This is a genomic window from Kitasatospora sp. NPDC101447 (assembly GCF_044767225.1).
GTDB lineage: Bacteria > Actinomycetota > Actinomycetes > Streptomycetales > Streptomycetaceae > Kitasatospora.
Genome location: NZ_JBIWNL010000005.1, coordinates 1 through 18,305 on the forward strand (window position 1 = coordinate 1; position 18,305 = coordinate 18,305).

Genomic DNA, 18,305 nt, shown 5'->3' on the forward strand with positions numbered 1-18,305 from the left:
GCAGCAGCGGCTCGATCACCGCCCACTGAGCATCCGTCAACGACGAGTCATAGGACGGCTTGCACGCACAGACACACATGGCGGTGATCTTCGCGGACAGGGCAACGCAAAGATCACCACCAGTGGATCACGCCATGAAGTTGATCAATTACCCAACACTTTCTCAGGCGAGCCGGCCGCAAGCGCGGTGTCGAAGCCGAGGCGGATCGGCTCCGCACTGGTCGTGCGACCTGTCGCTCTGTCAGGCGGGCGGTTTCGGTGGCAGCAGGACGGGATTGCAACCGATGGTGAGGTAGGCGTCGTCCCCGGTGTGCGAGAAGCGGTCGGTGGTCAGTTCGACCGGGTGGGCGCCGGACAGGGCATGGAGCCCGATCAGCGAGTCAGCTTGGTCCGCTGCCGGGGCAGTTCGGCGTGGCGTACCGCGTCGGAGGCCAGGGCGATGACCGCGCCCAGGCCGGCGAGGGTGCCGCAGCCGAGGAACACCGGGGCGGTGCCCCAGGCTCCGATGGCGGCGCCGACCAGCGGGTAGCTGAGGGGGGCGATGCCGACCATGGTGAGCATGACGACGGAGGTGACCCGGCCGAGGTAGGCCGGGTCCGCGGCGGTCTGCATGAGGGCGTTGTTCAGGCTGCCGAAGACACCCGCACACAGGCCGATGACCGCGGCCAGCACCGCGGCGAGCCAAAGGGCGGGTACCAGCGCGATGGTGGCCGCGCCCGCGCAGCCCACGAGCAGTATCCAGGTCATCGTCAGGCCGGCACGGGGCAGCCATCCGGCGATGGCCAGCAGTGTGGCGCTGGCCGCCGCTCCTGCGCTGAAGCTGCTGACGATCCAGCCGTAGCCGGCCGTTCCCCAGCCGCGTTCGGCGTTGAGGAGCACCATGCCGACGTTGAGGGTGCCGGTGAGCCCGAGTTCGCAGACGGCGCCGGCGACGACGAGCGGGCCGATGAGGCGGTGGCGGCGGATGTAGCGCAGGCCGTCGAGCAGGTCCTGGCGCGCGGTGCCGGGCTCCGGCTGCTCGGCGTCGCTCGCCCCGAGGGGCCGTATCCGTATCGTCAGCAGGAGCGGCAGGGACAGTGCGAGGAGCACCCCGGCGACGGTGAAGGCGGCCGCGGGTCCGCCGACTCCCATGGCCAGGCCGCCGATCGGCGGGCCCACGACCTGGCCGAGGCGGGTCGACAGCGAGCGCATGCCGGTGACCCGGGCCAGCTGGTCAGGGGTGGTGATCCGGGACGGGAGGGCGCCGACGGCAGGTACGAACAGTGCGTCCGCGGCGCCGAAGACGAGCGCCATCGTGACCAGGATCCACAAGGCCGGCGCCGTCAGTGCGATGCCTGCGGCCACTGCCAGGATGAGGGTGCAGCGCAGCGTGTCGCTGCCGAGAATCACCCGGCGGGGGTCGAACCGGTCGGCCACCACGCCCCCGGCGAGCATGAGTAACGCTCGTGGTAACGCTCCGGCGGCCATGACGAGGCCGACTTCGGTGGGGCCGGCGGCCTTCTGCGCGGACCAGCCCAGGGCGACGAAGTACACGCTGTCGCCGACGAGGGAGAGCGTGTAGGCGGTGAGCCAGCGCAGCACGTTGGCGTCACGGTGAGCCGGTGTGGTGGCACGTTCGAACAGGACTGCTTGCGGGACGGCCATGGTGGGCTCCAGTGCGCGTTCGGAGTTCGGCTGGGTCAGGGCCGGAAGGGAAAGCCGTAGACGTGCACGGACACGTGCTCCCGGCCCTCGGTGTCGCCGGCCGCCCTGGCGGCCTTGCCGCGCTCGCGCCAGCGTCGGGCGAGCGCCTGGAGCTCGTCGCTCATCTCGGCGAGTTCGCTCGGCGTGAGGTCGAGCAGCCACTCGGAGGAGAAGGATGCGTCGGTCCACGTCTGCCCCCAGGCGGACTTCTGGTCGAGATATGTGCGGTACTGGGCGACGCGGGTGTCGAACATCCCTCGGGTCACTGCACCGACTGCGGCGGCGCCCTCGGGTGTGTCCGCGAAGTCCGATTCGCGAAAGCCCCAGCCCTCTTCGGATGAGACCTTCCACCACCGCTCGCGGCCGTCGGTGCTCTGGTCGCTCGCCTGGGTCACGAAGCCGTGCTCGGCCAGCTTGCGCAAGTGGTAGCTGACCAGCGAGGGCGTTTCGTCGACATGCTCGGCGAGCTGGGAGGCGGTCGCGGTGCCCGCGGCGTACAGCAGCCGGTACAACTGCATCCGCAGCGGGTTCACGAACGCCTTCAGCCGTGACAGGTCAGTGATGTGCCCAGGCTCGTGCTTCGGTCGCATGCACCCACGCTAGATATGAAGCAAAAACTTCGCAATAGTTGCTTCAGAGTTGGACGGCCGACCGCCGGCTCCGGCGTCGGGCGCAGCGGGGCCGGTGGTGTCGACGGTGGGGTGCGGGCGGTGGCGAGGTATTGGGGGATGACAGGCTGGCGGTGGCCTCCAGAAGGAGCGGGTCCTCGTCGGGGCGCTCCAGGAGGGCCTGGGTGAGGTGGAACGCGGACTCCAGGAGTGCGGCCGAGCGTTGTGGCGTGGCGATGGCGGCGGCCTGGGGTCGGTTTCGGGTGCGCGACGGGTTCGGCGGCTCGTGTCCGTCGTTTCAGGCGTTGGGGTCGCTGAGCGGTCCCTCGAAGTCGCTGATCATCGCCGGGTCGTCGAAGGAGTTCGACTGTGGCCATGGGGTGGCTCCTGTGACGCCCAGGTCACCGCGCATTGCCTCTCTGGTGGCGCGTATCAGGGGCCAGAGGGCTTGTTGCGCCTCGGCGGCGGATCGCAGGGTTTCGCCCGTCCTGGGGTTTCCCTGTTCGATGCGCTTGATCTGCCCGTAGACCCGGGTCAGTGCGTCGTTCAGCTCGTTGGCCGGTCCGATCACTGTGTCGGGGGCGACCATCAAGGTCTCCGACCAGCGGTCCCGGTGGGCGTCCTTGGCTCCTTCCAGCGCCCGAATGTCGTCCTCCCCGGATGCGCGATCCCGCAGGACATACAGGTGGCGGCTCAGCGCTGTGGCGAACTGCCGGGCATCCCGGTGGAGTTCGGTGTAGCAGCGCCGCCGCAGTTCGCGGTTCTCGCGGGCCTCCTGGATGGCGTGGCTCGTCTCAAGTTCGCGCTTCTTGGCTCGTTCGGCGCCCCGCTGGGTGAGCAACGCACCGCCCAGCGTGCCTGACACACCGGTGATCGCAAGCAGTACCGCCCCCAGGTCCATTGGATCACCATAGGGCTTGGTTTCTCGGGTCATGCCAGTTGTTCAGCTGCTCGCACCAGTCAGGCCCGGGGCTGTTCCTCTGCTTTGTCACGGCCGCAGCCTCCCACCGCCGTGCCGATGCCGGACCAACTTCACCGAACGGGGGACACCCGCGGCCCGCCTGTGCTCTGGCGGCTGAGTGCTCCCGGCGCCTCGGCACGTCGCTTTGACCAGTCCTGACGCAGACGCCGAGCTGCGCTCCACCCGGGGTACCGCGCCGTCGCCTGCACGGGATGGGCCTGTCGACGGCGTACCGGCTGCTGGACCGCGCTTCCACGTCCGGCCCCTGCTGGTCGACTGACCACCCCGACTTCCCGCGTCAAGAGCTGCGCGGCCTCGTGGACGAGCCGAACCGAGAACGCGCCTCCTCGGCCTCAAGGATCCCGAGCCGCCCGTCGCGGAGCTGCGACGGTTCGGGGGACTGCGCGGAGGCCTCCTGCGCGCGGGCGCGGTCCGGCATCCCAACGCCGGGGCCGACCTGCTGGAACGACTGCTGACGGACCCGGGCCCCCACGCCGTCGAGGACGCTGCGGCCACGTGTCAGGCGGTCGAGCAGATTGCTCGGGTGACGGCCGTGATCGCCGGGGTCGGACGGCCGGGCAGTCGCGCCACGAGTACCCGGCGGATCTCGGGAGGTGCGCCTTCGACGTGCAGCAGACTCACCCCGGAGGGCAGCATCGGTGAGAGCCGGGAGGGCACCGTTGTCACCCCGAAGCCACCGGCGACCAGTTGAAGCTTCGTCAGCCAGTCGCGCGCGCAGTGGACGATGTGCGGCCGTCCGGGCAGACCTGGCCAGACGCCGAGCAGTGGCTCGGAGTCCGACGCCGGGGTGGCGATCCACGGGGCGTCGACCAGTTCGTCGACGTGCGCCGCGGTGCGGCCGGCGAAATCTCCGGTCGAAGGCACTGCCACGACCAGTTCGGTGTCCGTGACGGTCTCGACGTGCAGGCGCGGTGACTCGCCGTCCAAGGGCCGGTGGGGCGGGCGGGACGTCAGCACGGCGAGGTCGATCGAACCCGCGCGCAGTGCCCGGACCAAGGTGGGCGTGGTGCCCTCGGAGGTCGTGACCGTGATCTGCGGGTCGGTTGCCGCGAGGCGGGCGAGCGAGGGAGGCAGGAGGGCCGCGCCCGCGCTCAGGAACAGTCCGAGCCGCACCGGTTCGGTCCGCGAGACGGTGCCGGTGAGGTCGCGCTCGGCGGCCGTGAGGCAGTCCAGGATCGTGCGGGCGTGGCGCAGCAGGGTCAGACCCGCGGGGGTGAGGCGCACTCCGTCGGGGCGGCGTTCGAACAGGGCGGTGCCCGCGCTTCGTTCGAGCGAGGCGGCCTGGCGTGAGACCGCCGACTGGGTGTAGCCGAGCCGGGTGGCTGCTGCGGTGAAGCTGCCGGACTCGGCGATCTGCCGCAGGACGCGCAGGCCTGTGCTGGAGATGTCCATGCGGCATACGCATACCACGGATGCAGGATCGTCGCTTCCCGCATTGCCGTGGGGCTCCTAGTGTCGATCGCGATGAAAGACGGACGAACACGGAGGTCATCACGTGCGAGCAGCAGTCCTGACGCGGTTCGGTGCCCCGCTGACGGTGCGGGAGGTGCCCGACCCCGAGGCCGGCGGCGGCGAGGTGGTGGTCGAGGTGCTCGCCACCTCGGTCGCCCCGTACGCGGCCGAGGTCTTCAGCGGCGAGCGGAACTACCCCCTGGTCCCTCCCGTCGTGCCCGGGATCGGCGGCGTGGGACGGGTCGTCCACGTGGGCCCGGACGCCACCCGGCTGCGCCCCGGTGACCTCGTGTGGTGCGACTGCACGGTGCGTTCGCGGGATGACGCCCTGACGCCCGACATCACGCTCCAGGGCTGGAGCTCTCGCGGCGAGGGCGGCGCGCGGCTCGCCCGGTACCTGCATGACGGATCGTTCGCCGAGCTCATGCGGGTCCCGACGGAGAACGTCTTCCCGCTGCCCGCAGCGGCAGGGGACGACCCGGCCCGCTGGGCCGCGCTCGGCGTGCACGTCATCCCTTACGGCGGGCTGCTGGCTGGCGCGCTCGCGGCCGGTGAGACGCTGCTCGTCAGCGGGGCCACCGGCAACCTCGGCAGCAGTGCGGTCGCGGTCGCGCTCGCCATGGGGGCGGGCTGTGTCGTCGCGCCGGGCCGCAACCGGGCCGCGCTCGACCTCCTCGCCGACCGGTTCGGTCCGCGTGTGCGCCCGGTCCCGCTGTCCGGGGACGAGGCCGGCGACCGCGCGGCGATGTCCGCGGCGGCGGGCGGCCGGATCGACATGGTGATCGACCTGCTGCCACCGAGCGCACCCAGCTCGGCGGCGCGCACGGCAGCCATGACCGTGCGCGAGTACGGCCGCGTCGTTCTCATGGGCGGCGTCGGCATGCTCGGTGGCGACGACCTCGCCCTCCCGTACCCGTGGATCATGCGCAACTCGGTCACGGTGCGCGGCCAGTGGATGTACCCGCGTACGGCGAATGTCGGCATCATCCGGCTCCTCGCCTCCGGCACCCTGGACCTCGCCCCCGAACGGGTCCGGTCGTTCGGCCTCGACGCCGTCAACGAAGCCGTCACGTACGCCGCCTCACACGGCGGCCCGTTCGACCGCACCGCCCTCACCCCACCGGCTCGCTGAGAAGACCGACTGATCCCCACATGTCAGCGCCACGGCCGACCGCCCTCACGAGCGCAGGTCGCCGTACGACCGAGCCGTCCAGCGGTGTTCGGCCCCCGGGCTTCGGCGGAACCGGCACCGTCGACGCCGCGGTCTCCTCCGACGGGCACTTCCTCTACGCCCGGACCGGCGTCAACGGCATCCTCGACGAGTTCGCTGACCGGTCGCTGGAGGGAGCCGAGATCCACCAGGCATGGATCTCGCGGCGAGTTGCCACCGACGTCCTGCCGCTCCTGGTCAACACCTGCGACGCAGCCTGCCTGCAGATCCTTCCCGAGCCTCCCGAGGACTACGTCCGGACCCTGCACACGGGCGGCCCCGGGCTTGCCCAACCCCTCGCTGACCACGCCTGACTCGTCGGCCGGTTGCCGGCTGCCGGCTGCCGTGCCGTGGCACGACACGGCACGGCACGGCACGGCACGACACGGCACGACACGGCACGACACGGCTCGGCTCGGCTCGGCTCGGCTCGGCTCGGGGGCGGCCGTGGGCCGCAGGCGGGCCGACGGCCGCAGGGCCTCAGGTCGTGGGGAGGGCCAGCCGGCACGTGTCCCGGTACGAGCCCGGGAACACCGACCCATCGCGGTCGATCTCCACCATGGCGGTACCGGTCAGCCGACCGACGACCCCGTCCGGCGGCCCGACGTAGTACCCGGGAACGCGGTTGATCTTGTCCTGGACGATCCTGACGGCCTTCTCGGTCATCGGCCCGAACTTCCCGTCCACGGTGATCCAAACCCCGTTGGAGGCCCAGACGTTGTAGAACTTCTGCACGCACGACACGGCCACAGCGGAGTTCGGGTAGCCGTACCCGATGTACGGCGCACCGCTGTTCGCCTCCGCGGCGCCCGGCACCGCGACCACGGTCAGCAGCGCCGCCGCCGTCGTTGCGAGGATCCGGCCACCCTTGCGCGTCACACCCATGTTTCCCCCGTTCGATCGAGCTCTTGATCAACAGCGCCCCGAGAGTACAGGTCTCCGCCCACCGGCACGCCGCTGGGACGAGGACTGCCGCACCGCCGGCCTTGCGCGGCGGTGCGGCGGTTGCTGTCGTGACGTCAATTCGCTTACCGGGCGCAAGCCGACCGCAGGCGACCCGGCGAAACGCATAGATCATCTTGTAGTAACCTCGCTCCGCCGAGGGACGGGGGAAGCGGCGTCACCCTCGTGCGGAGGCCGTTCACGGGCCTCCCGCCGATTGCGAAAGTCGTCGTCGAAGATGTCCGTCCTGACCTATCCCGAAGCCGTCGGTGTCGGCCTGCTGCAAGGCGTCACCGAGCTGTTCCCGGTCTCCAGCCTCGGCCACAGCATCCTCCTGCCCGCAGTGATCGGCGGGCGCTGGCGGCACGACCTCGACGTGTCCGCGCCGGGCTCGCCGTACCTGGCCGTCCTGGTCGGGCTGCGTCTGGCCACCACGCTGGCCCTGGTGATCCGGTTCCGGCAGGACTGGGCGCGGATCGCGCGGGGCCTGTGCAGCTCGGTCCGCCGCCGGCTCATCCGCGACCCGGACCAGCGCCTCGCCTGGCTGGTGATCGCGGGGGCCACGCCGGTCGGCATCGCCGGGCTGGCCATCAGCGGGGTGTTCAAGGCCGCCCTGGGCAAGCCCGTCCCCGCCGCCGTCTTCCTCACCGTGAACGGCCTCATGCTGTTCGGCGTCGAGCTGCTCCGCCGCGACGGCTCCGGCCGACGCCGGGCGCAGCCGTACATCGCCCCTGGCGACGAACACCTCTCCGCCGAAGGACAGTCGGACCGTCGGATCGTCCAGTTGAGCTACCGGCAGGCGGCCTTCATAGGGGCAGCGCAGATCACCGCCTTCCTGCCCGGGATCAGCCGAACGGGAATCACCATCGGCGCCGGCATCCTCAACGGCCTGTCCCACGAGGACTCGGCCCGCTTCGCGTTCCTCCTCACCGCGCCCGTGATCGGGTCCGCCGCCCTGTTCGAACTGCCCTCACTGATCGACGCGTACGGCGCCGACCTCGGCGCACAGGTCCCGGTCGCGAGCGCGCTTGCCTTCGTCGGCGGGTACGCGGCCGTGCACTTCCTCAGCAAGTACTTCCAGACGCACACGCTGAAACCGTTCGCCTGGTACTGCTCCCTGGCCGGGCTCGGCGGACTGGTCTACCTCACGGTGTGAACTCCGCCTCGAAGCCCCGGGATTCAGTCACCGACGACGCCGCTCAGCCGACCGCCGGCCCGCCACCCGATCCGTGCGGTTCAGGGCCGCCGGCTGACCAACGCCCGGCACGGGGGCGGTGACCCGACGGGCTCGACCGCGCTCCCCCGCTTACCCGCTCCCCCGCTTGCCCGACACAGCGTGCTCGATCCCTGAACCGGCCGGCCGGTCCGGCCACCGGCCGCCCCGAAGGCCGGCACCAGGGTCAGCCGGCGGACTCACGCGGGTCGATGCGGTAGGCGAAGGGCAGGGTGCCCGGGTCCAGGACGGTGGCGCCGCCGTCGACGGTGAGGGTCGCACCGTTGACGAAGGAGGCGGCCGGGGACAGCAGCCAGGCGATGGCCTCGGCGACCTCACGCGGGTCGGCGGGACGACGGGCCGGGAGCAGCCGGGTGGCTTCGGCATAGGCCGCGTCCGTGCCGCCGTCGCTGTCGCTGTTGCCGTCGCTGATGCCGTCGCTGTCGCTGTTGCCGTCGCCCAGCTGCGCGTCCTCGGCGAAGCGGGCCATTCGGCGGTCGGCCATCTCGGTGCGCACCCAGCTGGGGCACACGGTGTTGGCCCGCAGCCCGCTCGCGCCGTAGTCGACGGCCAGTGAGCTGCACAGCTGCAGCAGGGCCGCCTTGGACGCGGCGTAAGCGGCGTTGCGCAGGCCGTTGCGCAGCGCCGAGACGGAGGCGACGGCGACGACGGCTCCGCGTGCCCGCAGCAGGTGCGGCAGAGCCGCCCGCATCGTCAGGAACGGGCCGGTGAGGTTGGTGCGCAGCACCAGGTCCCAGTCCTCGTCGGAGGTCTCGCCGACGCCGCCGCCGCGGCCGACCCCGGCGTTGACCACCAGTCCGTCGAGGCGCCCGTAGCGGGCGACGGTGCTCTCCACGAGGTCGCGCACGGCGGTAGGGTCCGTCGTGTCGGCCGGGTGGGCCAGCGCGCCGCACTGCCGGGCGACGTGTTCCAGCGGCTCGCTCCGCCGTCCGGAGACGACGACCTCGTGGCCGCCCTCCCGCAACAGCCTCGCGGTCGCCGCGCCGATGCCCGTACCGCCCCCGGTCACGATCACAACTCGCTGCTCCGTCATGGGCCTTCCCCTCCGATCGGCCACCAACCACCCCTGCCGCCCTAGCTGTATCACAGGGCCGGCGCAGGCACGGCGCAGGCTGTCCCACTACGGCGGACGGAGCCCTGGGGGTTTCCCGCATTCCGGTGCGGCGGCCGACCGGCCGACGGCCCGACGACGATTCCCGGCGCCGCGGCACCACGGCTCGCGGGGGCTTCGCACCGGGGACGGTCCCCAGCCTTGCCACGCGCCGACGACGTGTCGGGACTGGGGTCTTTCCACGGTTCGAACGGACCGGGCTCGGTGGTCTGCTGTGCGTGGCACCCACCGCAGCGAGGAGCTCCGATGACATCGATGCCCGTGGCGGGCCTGCGGCCCCGCCTGGGAGACGACCGCGCCGATCTGGTCGTCCGCAACGCCCGGATCCACACCGGGGACCGACGACGCCCGACGGCCTCGGCGTTGACGGTGCGCGGCGGGCGGATCGGCGTGGTCGGCGACGACCGGGACGTCGCACCGTACCTCGGGCCGGACACCGTGGTGGTCGACGCGCAGTACCGCAGGGTCGTCCCCGGGCTGAACGACTCGCACTGCCACGTCGTCCGCGGCGGCCTGCACTTCGTCCTGGAGTTGCGGTGGGACGGCGTGCCGTCGCTCGCGGTGGGCCTCAGGATGCTGCGGGAACAGGCCGCCCGGACTCCGGCCGGCCAGTGGGTCCGGGTCGCCGGGGGCTGGAGCGTCGAGACGGTCGCCGAGCACCGCCTGCCCTCGCCCGCCGAGTTGAACGCGGCGGCGCCCGACACGCCGGTGATCATCACGCACCTGTACCAGTCCGCCGTCCTGAACCGGGCGGCGCTGCGCGCGGCGGGCATCACCCGCGACAGCCCGGACCCGGCGGGCGGGCAGATCGTCCGCGGCCACGACGGCGAGCCGACCGGGATGCTGATCGCCGCCCCGGCCGCCGGACTGCTCTACGCGACGATCGCCAAGGCCCCGGTGCTCGACCCCCCGCTGCAGAAGGCCTCGACCGCCCACTTCCTGCGCGAGCTCAACCGGTTCGGCCTGACCTCGTTGGTGGACGGCGCCGGCGGGTTCCAGGACTTCCCGTCGGGCTACACGGCCGTCACGGAGCTGGCCGCCGCGCAGGAGCTCACGGTGCGCATCGCCTACCACCTGTTCCCGCAGGCCCTCGGGCAGGAGGTCGAGGACCTGCGGCGCTGGGCCACCCTGGTCAAGCCCGGCGACGGGGACGAGTGGCTCAGGTTCAACGGCGCCGGCGAGAACCTCGTCTGGGCCGCCACCGATTTCGAGAACTTCGCTCAGCCCCGTCCCGAACTGGGTCCGTACGAGGACCAGTTGGAGCAGGCGGTGCGGGTCCTGCTGGAGAACGGCTGGGGATTCAGACTCCACGCCACGTATGACGAGACCATCCGCCGCGACCTCGCCGTCTTCGAGAAGCTCGCCGCCGAAGGGCTCTTCCCGGGACCGGGACGGTGGCTGTTCGACCACGCCGAGACCGTATCGCCGCAGAGTCTGGACCGCATCGCGGCGCTCGGCGGGTCGCTGGGGGTCCAGCACCGGCTGGCATACCAGGGCGAGGCCTTCGCGCGCCGGTACGGCGCCGCCGCGGCGGCGGCCGCCCCGCCGCTCGGCGCGATGCTCGAACGCGGGCTGGACGTGGCGGCCGGCACCGATGCGACCCGGGTCTCCACCTACAACCCCTGGGTCGCCCTGCACTGGCTCGTCTCCGGGCGCACCGTCGGCGGTCTGCGCACCCGTTCGACAGCACACTGCGTCAGCCGGGAGACCGCGCTGGAGATGTACACCGCCGCCGGGGCCCGGCTCACCGGCGAGCAGCAGGTGAAGGGCCGGCTGAGTCCGGGCTTCCTCGCCGACCTGGCCATCCTCACCGACGACTACTTCACCGTCCCCGAGCAGGACATTCCGCTCATCGAAGCCGCCCTCACCGTGGTCGGCGGCCGGATCGTGCACGCGGTCGGCGAGTTCGAGGGCCTCGCGGCGCCCGCGCCGCCGGTCGAACCCGACTGGAGCCCGCTCGCCCACTTCGGCGGCTACCGGGCCGACCCGCGCCGGGCCGGCGACGGCGCGCGCCAGGCCGAGTTGCTGGGGCAGGCCGCCGCCGACTCCACCGAGCAGCTGCGCCGGGCGGGCCGGCGCGGGGCCGGTACCGAGACGGACGCCGTCCTGCGGGTGTCCGACCCCTGCTTCGGGTGAACCGCCCCGAGCGCCTGACGCCCCCTGCTCGGCACGACCGAACCCGAACCCGAACCCGAACCCGTACCCGACCCGATGGCGAACCGATCCCGAAAGGCCACGCAATGAGCCACTCGATGAACACCCCGGCCGACCGCCGGGCCCTGCTGCGCACGGCGGCCGTCCTGCCCGCGGCCGCCCTCGCCGGCACGGCCCTGGGCGGTGGCACGGCGGCCGCCGCCCAGGGCACCGGCACCGACCTGCCCGACTTCGCGCCCGTACCGCTCGCCGCGAAGGGGCCGGCGATCGACGACACGGGCTACTACGTCGGCCGGATCGACGGGAACCTCCACTGGGTCACCGACGGGTACTACCAGGCGATGTTCCTCAGCACCCGGGAAGGCGTCGTCCTGGTCGACGCCCCGCCGACCATCGGGCACAACCTGCTGCGGGCGATAGCCGACGTGACGCGGGCGAACGGCCGGCCGTCGCAGGTCACGCACCTCGTCTACTCGCACTCCCACGCCGACCACGCGGGCGCCTCGTCGATCCTGGGCAAGGACGTCGTGCGGATCGGTCACGCCGAGTGCCAGCGCCTGCTGCTGCGCGACGGCGACCCGAACCGTCCCGCGCCGACCGTCACCTTCAAGGATCACTACACGCTGGAGGTCGGCGGCGAGCGCCTGGAACTGGCCTACCACGGCCCCAACCACAGCCCGGACAACATCTTCGTCCACGCACCGGAACACCGGACCCTGATGGTCGTCGACGTCCTGTACCCGGGCTGGGTGCCGTTCAAGAACCTCGCGGTCTCCCAGGACATCCCGGCCTGGCTGCGGGCGCAGGACATCGCCATGGGCTACCCCTGGCGGACCCTGGTCGGCGGTCACCTCGGCCGGCTCGGGGTGCGCGCGGACGGCGACCTCCAGCGCGCCTACACGGCCGACCTCGAAGCCGCCGCCCGCGCCTCGATGGACCTGGACCCCACCCCGTACTTCGCGAAGTACGGCCCGCAGGGCAACTCCTGGGCGATCTTCAAGACCTACCTCGACGCGGTGGCGGCGCAGGCCGCCGCACCGGTGATCGCCAAGTACACCGGCGTCCTCGCCGCGGCCGACGTGTTCACGCTCGACAACGCCGCAGCGATGGTCGAGTCGCTCCGGATCGACGCCGGGATCCTCGGCCCGTTCGGCACCCGCCCCTGAGGACCGGTCGGCACTCACCGCCCGAGAACCGCCCCGACCCGCTGTCGCCTCTGACCCGCTGTCGCCTCCGGCCCGGTAACGCCCTGCCCGGCACGACCGGGCGCGGCACGACCGGGCCCGGCACGACCGGGCGCGGCACGACCCGCCCCGGTCCCACCCGGTCCCCTCCCCGAGAAAGGGCACACGACCCATGACCAGCCCGACCCCCGTCCTCTTCATCCACGGCCTGTGGCTGCACAGCACCTCCTGGCAACCGTGGATCGACCTCTTCCGTGCCGAGGGCTACGCCCCGTCAGCGCCCGGCTGGCCCGGCGACCCGGACACCGTGGAGGAGGCCCGGCAGAACCCGGAGAGCATCGCCGACCACGGCATCGACGACGTCGTCGAGCACTACGCGACGATCATCCGCGGGCTGGGAGCGCCGCCGGTCCTGATCGGCCACTCCTTCGGCGGCATGATCGCCCAGAAGCTCCTCGGCCAGGACCTGGCCTCGGCGGCCGTGGCGATCGACGCAGCCCAGATCAAGGGCGTCCTGCCGCTTCCACTGTCCGCGCTGCGCTCGACGCTGCCGGTGTTCAGGAACCCGGCGAACCGGCACCGCGCGGTGTCCCTGACCACCGAACAGTTCCGCTTCGCGTTCGGCAACGCGCTGAGCGAGGAGGAGTCCGACGGACTCTTCGAGCGGTGGACCATCCCGGCGCCGGGCAAGCCGCTGTTCGAGGCCGCCGCGGCGAACTTCGACCCCCACTCGCCGGCCGAGGTCGACACCGCGAACTCCGGACGCGGCCCGCTGCTTCTGGTGTCCGGCGGCAAGGACCACACCGTCCCGGAGTCGGTCAGCCGCGCCACGCTCAAGCAGTACCGGCACTCCGGGGCGGTCACCGAGTTCCTGTCCTTCCCCGGCCGCGGGCACTCGCTGACCGTCGACAGCGGCTGGCGGGAGGTCGCGGAGGCGGTGCTGGCCTGGCTCCGGCGCCAGGGCCGGACGGCCTGACCACGCGTCGACGGCGGCACGACCGCCGCCCGCCCGACCGGCCCGCGCCAGGGGCCGCCGCCCCTCCGTCACCCACCACCTGGAGCACCGAGTGAGACTCCCCCTGCCCGGAACCCGCAGCCGCCGTCGACTGCTCGGCGCGGCCCTGGCCGCGACCGTCGCGCTGGGTACGGCGACGATCAGCGCCGCCGCGGGCCCCACGACCGCTTCCCCCGCCACCGCGTCCGCCGGTGAACGGATCCCCGCGGGGTTCACCGAACACCGCGCCCGGGTCGCCGGCATCGGCCTGCACTACGTGGCCGGCGGCCACGGGCCGACGCTGGTGCTGCTCCACGGCTACCCGCAGACCTGGTACGAGTGGCACGGCATCATGCCGGCCCCGGCCGAGCACTACACCGTCATCGCCCCGGACCTGCCCGGCGCCGGGCAGAGCGACGCACCGCCGTCGGGCTACGACAAGAAGACGATGGCCGCCGAGCTCCACGCGCTGCTGGCGTCGCTCGGCAAGGACGACGACGTGCGGATCGTCGGCCACGACATCGGCACGATGGTCGCCTACTCCTACGCGGCGCAGTACCCCGCCACCGTCGAGAAGCTGGTCCTCAGCGAGGCTCCGATCCCGGACCCGACCATCTACCGGATCCCGTCACTGACCGAACGGGGCCCAGGGGTCTGGAACTTCGGCTTCTTCAACCTGACCGACGGCCTGCCGGAGAACATGATCCGGGGCCGTGAGGTCAGCTGGACCGCCGGCTTCATCGGCGGGTTCGAGGGCGTGCCGGGCGCAGTGAGCCAGGCCGACATCCGGGTGTTCGCCCACTACCTGCGCGACCCCGCCCACCTCGCGGCGAGTCTGGCCTGGTTCCGGGTGTTCCCGCAGGACATCCGGGACAACGCGCAGTTCCAGCGGACCCCGCTCCCGATGCCGGTGCTCGCCATCGGCGCATCGGGCAGCCTCGGCAGCGCCGAGGGCGAGCAGATGCAGGCCTACGCCTCCGACGTCACCGGTGTGACCATCCCCAACTCCGGCCACTGGATCTACGAGGAGCACCCCGACGAACTGACGGCCCTGCTGCTCGACTTCCTCGGCCGCTCCTGACCCCGACGCCGCGCCACCCGACGCCGCGCCACCCTCGCCGCCGCGCCACCCCCGACGCCGAAGGAGAACGCCCAGTGCCCGCCCCCCGCAACCACGGTCCGCTGCCCGCGCTGCTGCTGGCCCTGACGGTGGCGACCGGGCTGGTCGACGCCGTCAGCTATCTGGTGCTCGGCCACGTCTTCGTCGCCAACATGACCGGGAACGTCGTCTTCGCCGGCTTCGCCCTCAGCGGCGTCGACGGAGTCTCGTGGAGCGCGACGTTGCTGGCCCTGGCAGCCTTCGGCGCCGGGGCGTACCTCGGCGGACGCCACGTCGGTGGCAGCAGCACGCACCGCGGGCGACTGCTGGCGCTCTCGACCGCCGCGCAGAGCGCCGTCGTCATCGGAGCAGCCGTGCTGGCGGCGCTCGCCGACCCGGGGCGGCGAGCGGTCCAACTGACCCTCGTCGCCCTGCTCGCGGTGGCGATGGGAATGCAGAACGCCGTCGTGCGGCGCCTGGCCGTACCCGACCTGACGACGACGGTGCTCACCCTGACCACCGCCGGCCTGTTCGCCGACCGGACCGGCGCCCGCGTCCGCGCTCTGCGCGTCGCCTCGATCCTGGCGATGGCCGCGGGCGCCCTCGGCGGCGGACTGCTGTTGCGGCACGCCGACGTGGCAGCCCCGCTGTGGACCGCCGCGGGGCTGCTCGCCGTCTGCTCGGCCACCGCCGGCCGGCTCAGCCGCGCACGGCACGCCGGAGCCTGGCACTGACCCGGTCCCGGCGCGGTGCGACGTGGCGCAGCGTGGCGTGGTGTGGTGTGGCGTGGTGCTACGGAGCGTGCGCCGGGTTCGCACCGGAGGTCGCCGGACCGTCGGCGAACGCGGCCGGATCGAGTGCGACGGCGATCTTCCGCCGCGAGGTGATACCGAGTTTGCGGAACACCTTGTTCAGGTGGAACTCGACCGTCGAGGTCGTGATGAACAGCCGGGAGGCGATCTCGGCGTTGGTCAGTCCCGACACCGCCAGCAGCGCCACCCGGCGCTCCTGGGGGGTGAGGTCGAGGCTGGTCCCCGGGACGCGCCGGCGCGCCGTCTCCCCGGTCGCGAGCAGCTCGGTCCGGGCCCGTTCGGCGAACAGTGCCGCTCCCCCGGCCTCGAACACCTCGTGCGCGGCCCGCAGGTGGGTCCTGGCCTCGGCGCGGCGCCTGCGCCGCCGGAGCCACTCGCCGAACAGCAGGCGTGACCTGGCCTGTTCCGCTGCCAACGGCACGCGCCCCAGCAGGTCGACCGACTCCGCGTACCACTTCTCCGCCTCGGCGTCCTCGGACACCAGCGCCCGGCACCGGGCCAGCAGCCCCAGCGCCCACGGCGTCCCGGCGAGCAGTGCACGTTCTTCGAGTCGCTCCAGCGTGCGGGTCGCCGTGCGCCGGTCGCCGGTGCGGACGGCGGCCTCGACGAGCAGTGGCAGCACCTGGTTCCCCTGTGACGGCGGGTCCTCGTGGCAGACCGTCGAAGCATGGCGCAGCGCCGCCTCGTAGCTCCCCTTTCCGAGCTCAAGGACGCAGAGCGCGTGGAGCGCCAGCTGGCGCAGCAGGCCCAGTCCGTACGTCCCGGCGACGGTCTCCATCGTCGCGACGGCGGCACGGGTTTCGCGCTCCCGGCCCATCCACGCGTAGAGCAGGGCCCTGCGCAGGTCCCCGTGTGTCGTCAGCCCGATCGCGGTGGCGTAGTCGTCGGCCTCCGCGTAGAGCGCCTCCGCCACGGCCGGCCGGCCGTTCCAGATCTCGGTGTACGCCAGGTCCGACAAGGACAGGCTGAGGCCGTAGAGCGCTCCGTTGCCGCGGTCCACGGCCGCCAGTCGGCCGACGATCTCCACGTACGCCTCGATGTCCCACACCTCGGTCGCCGCGATGCTCACCATGACGCTGAACGGACTGGCCATGTTGCGCAGTTCGGGTGCGGAGCGGAGCCGGGCCAGGGCCGCGCGGAGCACCGTCACGCTGCTCCGGTAGCCGCCGGCCGACCGCAGGCTCAGTCCTTCGATCAGCCCCGTGGGGCTCCAGGTCCGGTCGTCCGGCTCGGGCGGGGCGGCCGTCACGGCCCGGGACACCGCCGCCGAGGTCGTGCGGTAGACGGGCCCTCCGGCGATGACCGCGGCGTGCACGGCTTCGTAGAGCAGCTCCCGGGTCGTCCGGGGGTCCGCGTCGCCGAGCTCGGCGACGGCGTCGAGCATCATGGCCGGGACCCGGTCGATCCGGACGTTGAACAGCTCGACCGAGGCGCGCATGCGCAGCGCACGGGCCCGGGTGGCAGGACGGTCGAGGGCGGGTACGGCGAGGTCGAGCAGCGGTGGCACCGCGGCGTGGTCGCCGGAGGCCTGGTGGGCCTCGGCCGCGGCGAGGTAGCGCTCGGCGCGCCGGGCCGGGTCGGCGGTGAGTTCGGCGGCCCTGGAAAGGAACAGCGCCTGGGCGGAGTGGCCGCCCCTGGACCGGGCCCAGTCCGAGGCGGCGTCCAGGTCCGCCGCGGCCGAGTCGTCGGGTCCGAGGGCCGCCTCGGCCCGGTGCCAGGCGCGCCGGTCGGGCACGCGGGCCGGGTCGCTGGCCGCCGCGAGCGCGGCGTGGACCCGCCGCCGGTCGTCCCCCGAGGCCGCCGCGTAGACCGCCGACCGGATCAGCGGGTGCCGGAACCCGCCTCCGGCCCCGTGGTTGAGGATTCCCGCGTCGACGGCTGCGACGGTGGCCCCGGCCGGCAGGCCCAGCACGCCCGCGGCCTGCCACACCACCGCCATGTCGTCGGTCGGCGCCGCTGCCATCAGCTGGAGCAGCGTCCGGGTGTCGGGGGGCAGCGCGGCGACCGACTGCCGGAAGTGCTCCTCCAGCAGCCTGCCCACCGGCAGCGGCTCGGGCACCGGCGCGACCCCGGCGAGCCGTTCGGCACCCAGGTTCGCGCCCAGTTCGATGAGGGCCAGCGGATTGCCCCCGGTGCCGGCCACGATCCGGTCCGCGACCGCCGTGTCCAGGTGGCCGGGCACGGCGAGGGCGAGCAGTTCCCTGGCGTCGGTGGCGGCCAGCCCGTCGACCCGCAGGTGCGACACGGCGTCGAACAGTCCGCGGTCGCCGAAGTCGTCCCTGGCCGCGAAGATCAGGCCCAGTGAGTCGGCGTGCAGTCGCCGGGCGACGAAGGCCAGCGTCTCGGCCGACTCCCGGTCGAGCAGGTGGACGTCGTCCACCAGGCAGAGCAACGGCAGCTCGGACGCCACGTCGGACAGCAGGGTCAGGGCCGCGAAGCCCACCAGGTGCCGGTCCGGCGGCGCCGCGTCCGCCAGGCCGAACGCCGCGTTCAGCGCGTCCCGCTGCCTGGTGGGCAGCCGGTCGACGCGGTGCAGGTGCGGCCGCAGCAGCCGGTGCAACGCGCCGTAGCCCAGCGGCTGCTCGGCCTCGACACCGACCAGCCTGGTCAGCTCCAGACCGGCGGCCAGCGCCGCCGCGTGGTCCAGCAGCCGCGTCTTGCCGATCCCGGCCTCGCCCACGAGCACCAGGGCGCCCCCGAGCCCGTCGCGCACTGCGTCCAGCAGCTGTCCGATCACTTCGCGTTCGGCCGAGCGGCCGACCAGCGGCCGCACCGCCCCGGTTCGCGGCCCGCGCCACGCCATGGAAACCCCCTTGTCCTCGGAACACCGACCGGGGGAA

General features: G+C 72.8%; 15 protein-coding genes. 8 read left to right on the forward strand and 7 right to left on the reverse strand.

Going from position 1 to position 18,305, the window contains the following annotated elements; translation table 11 throughout:
* Positions 1 to 372 precede the first annotated feature (372 nt).
* The 4 genes from ACIRST_RS08925 to ACIRST_RS08940 all read right to left on the reverse strand — a co-directional run bounded on the left by ACIRST_RS08925 (position 373) and on the right by ACIRST_RS08940 (position 4,665).
* Complete coding sequence (locus tag ACIRST_RS08925) at positions 373 to 1,644, reverse strand: MFS transporter (RefSeq protein ID WP_402800962.1); 1,272 nt, start codon at positions 1,642 to 1,644, stop codon at positions 373 to 375.
* Between the two features lie 35 nt (positions 1,645 to 1,679).
* Positions 1,680 to 2,273, reverse strand: a complete 594-nt coding sequence (locus tag ACIRST_RS08930; protein WP_402800964.1) for an ArsR/SmtB family transcription factor — start codon at positions 2,271 to 2,273, stop codon at positions 1,680 to 1,682.
* A 316-nt stretch (positions 2,274 to 2,589) separates the two neighbouring features.
* Positions 2,590 to 3,192 carry a hypothetical protein gene (locus ACIRST_RS08935; protein ID WP_402800966.1) on the reverse strand — a complete coding sequence of 201 codons (603 nt, stop codon included), beginning with the start codon at positions 3,190 to 3,192 and terminating at the stop codon, positions 2,590 to 2,592.
* Positions 3,193 to 3,771: 579 nt separating this feature from the next.
* Positions 3,772 to 4,665, reverse strand: a complete 894-nt coding sequence (locus tag ACIRST_RS08940; RefSeq protein ID WP_402800968.1) for a LysR family transcriptional regulator — start codon at positions 4,663 to 4,665, stop codon at positions 3,772 to 3,774.
* A gap of 103 nt (positions 4,666 to 4,768) precedes the next feature.
* Between ACIRST_RS08940 and ACIRST_RS08945 the strand changes: the two genes are divergently transcribed.
* Both ACIRST_RS08945 and ACIRST_RS08950 read left to right on the forward strand, forming a co-directional pair.
* Positions 4,769 to 5,857 carry an alcohol dehydrogenase catalytic domain-containing protein gene (locus ACIRST_RS08945; RefSeq protein ID WP_402800970.1) on the forward strand — a complete coding sequence of 363 codons (1,089 nt, stop codon included), beginning with the start codon at positions 4,769 to 4,771 and terminating at the stop codon, positions 5,855 to 5,857.
* Positions 5,858 to 5,877: 20 nt separating this feature from the next.
* On the forward strand, positions 5,878 to 6,249 hold the full coding sequence (locus ACIRST_RS08950) for a hypothetical protein (RefSeq protein ID WP_402800972.1): 372 nt from the start codon (positions 5,878 to 5,880) through the stop codon (positions 6,247 to 6,249).
* 166 nt (positions 6,250 to 6,415) lie between these two features.
* On the opposite strand, the gene ACIRST_RS08955 is transcribed toward ACIRST_RS08950, so the two are convergent.
* Positions 6,416 to 6,814 (reverse strand): peptidoglycan-binding protein, encoded by a 399-nt coding sequence (locus ACIRST_RS08955; protein WP_402800974.1) that lies wholly within the window; start codon positions 6,812 to 6,814, stop codon positions 6,416 to 6,418.
* A 301-nt stretch (positions 6,815 to 7,115) separates the two neighbouring features.
* On the opposite strand from ACIRST_RS08955, the gene ACIRST_RS08960 reads away from it, so the two are divergent.
* Positions 7,116 to 8,033 carry an undecaprenyl-diphosphate phosphatase gene (locus tag ACIRST_RS08960; RefSeq protein ID WP_402800977.1) on the forward strand — a complete coding sequence of 306 codons (918 nt, stop codon included), beginning with the start codon at positions 7,116 to 7,118 and terminating at the stop codon, positions 8,031 to 8,033.
* 244 nt (positions 8,034 to 8,277) lie between these two features.
* Here ACIRST_RS08960 and ACIRST_RS08965 read toward each other — a convergent pair whose 3' ends face one another.
* The gene (locus tag ACIRST_RS08965; protein WP_402800979.1) at positions 8,278 to 9,144 is read right to left on the reverse strand and encodes an SDR family NAD(P)-dependent oxidoreductase; all 867 of its coding nucleotides are present in this window, start codon (positions 9,142 to 9,144) and stop codon (positions 8,278 to 8,280) included.
* A gap of 324 nt (positions 9,145 to 9,468) precedes the next feature.
* Here ACIRST_RS08965 and ACIRST_RS08970 point away from each other — a divergent pair, with 324 nt between their 5' ends.
* The 5 genes from ACIRST_RS08970 (at position 9,469) to ACIRST_RS08990 (ending at position 15,387) form a co-directional block, all read left to right on the forward strand.
* Positions 9,469 to 11,358, forward strand: a complete 1,890-nt coding sequence (locus ACIRST_RS08970) for an amidohydrolase (protein WP_402800981.1) — start codon at positions 9,469 to 9,471, stop codon at positions 11,356 to 11,358.
* Positions 11,359 to 11,474: 116 nt separating this feature from the next.
* Positions 11,475 to 12,542: an MBL fold metallo-hydrolase gene (locus ACIRST_RS08975; RefSeq protein WP_402800983.1), complete on the forward strand. Its 1,068-nt coding sequence runs from the start codon at positions 11,475 to 11,477 to the stop codon at positions 12,540 to 12,542.
* Positions 12,543 to 12,732: 190 nt separating this feature from the next.
* Positions 12,733 to 13,536 (forward strand): alpha/beta hydrolase, encoded by an 804-nt coding sequence (locus ACIRST_RS08980; protein WP_402800985.1) that lies wholly within the window; start codon positions 12,733 to 12,735, stop codon positions 13,534 to 13,536.
* 91 nt (positions 13,537 to 13,627) lie between these two features.
* Complete coding sequence (locus ACIRST_RS08985) at positions 13,628 to 14,635, forward strand: alpha/beta fold hydrolase (RefSeq protein WP_402800987.1); 1,008 nt, start codon at positions 13,628 to 13,630, stop codon at positions 14,633 to 14,635.
* A gap of 74 nt (positions 14,636 to 14,709) precedes the next feature.
* Positions 14,710 to 15,387, forward strand: coding sequence for a YoaK family protein (locus ACIRST_RS08990; RefSeq protein WP_402800990.1), 678 nt, complete (start codon positions 14,710 to 14,712; stop codon positions 15,385 to 15,387).
* 58 nt (positions 15,388 to 15,445) lie between these two features.
* Here the strand turns inward: ACIRST_RS08990 and ACIRST_RS08995 are convergent, their stop codons facing one another.
* A complete protein-coding gene (locus ACIRST_RS08995) occupies positions 15,446 to 18,268 on the reverse strand; it encodes a LuxR C-terminal-related transcriptional regulator (protein WP_402800993.1) in 2,823 nt (940 codons plus the stop codon).
* Positions 18,269 to 18,305 lie beyond the last annotated feature (37 nt).

What these genes read in the sequence shown, in the direction of transcription:
- ACIRST_RS08935 (WP_402800966.1), bottom strand. Translation starts at nt 3,192, where the DNA reads ATGGACCTGGGGGCGGTACTGCTTGCGATCACCGGTGTGTCAGGCACG.
- ACIRST_RS08965 (WP_402800979.1), bottom strand. Translation starts at nt 9,144, where the DNA reads ATGACGGAGCAGCGAGTTGTGATCGTGACCGGGGGCGGTACGGGCATC.
- ACIRST_RS08960 (WP_402800977.1), top strand. Translation starts at nt 7,116, where the DNA reads ATGTCCGTCCTGACCTATCCCGAAGCCGTCGGTGTCGGCCTGCTGCAA.
- ACIRST_RS08995 (WP_402800993.1), bottom strand. Translation starts at nt 18,268, where the DNA reads ATGGCGTGGCGCGGGCCGCGAACCGGGGCGGTGCGGCCGCTGGTCGGC.
- ACIRST_RS08950 (WP_402800972.1), top strand. Translation starts at nt 5,878, where the DNA reads ATGTCAGCGCCACGGCCGACCGCCCTCACGAGCGCAGGTCGCCGTACG.
- ACIRST_RS08975 (WP_402800983.1), top strand. Translation starts at nt 11,475, where the DNA reads ATGAACACCCCGGCCGACCGCCGGGCCCTGCTGCGCACGGCGGCCGTC.
- ACIRST_RS08930 (WP_402800964.1), bottom strand. Translation starts at nt 2,273, where the DNA reads ATGCGACCGAAGCACGAGCCTGGGCACATCACTGACCTGTCACGGCTG.
- ACIRST_RS08925 (WP_402800962.1), bottom strand. Translation starts at nt 1,644, where the DNA reads ATGGCCGTCCCGCAAGCAGTCCTGTTCGAACGTGCCACCACACCGGCT.
- ACIRST_RS08980 (WP_402800985.1), top strand. Translation starts at nt 12,733, where the DNA reads ATGACCAGCCCGACCCCCGTCCTCTTCATCCACGGCCTGTGGCTGCAC.
- ACIRST_RS08940 (WP_402800968.1), bottom strand. Translation starts at nt 4,665, where the DNA reads ATGGACATCTCCAGCACAGGCCTGCGCGTCCTGCGGCAGATCGCCGAG.
- ACIRST_RS08970 (WP_402800981.1), top strand. Translation starts at nt 9,469, where the DNA reads ATGACATCGATGCCCGTGGCGGGCCTGCGGCCCCGCCTGGGAGACGAC.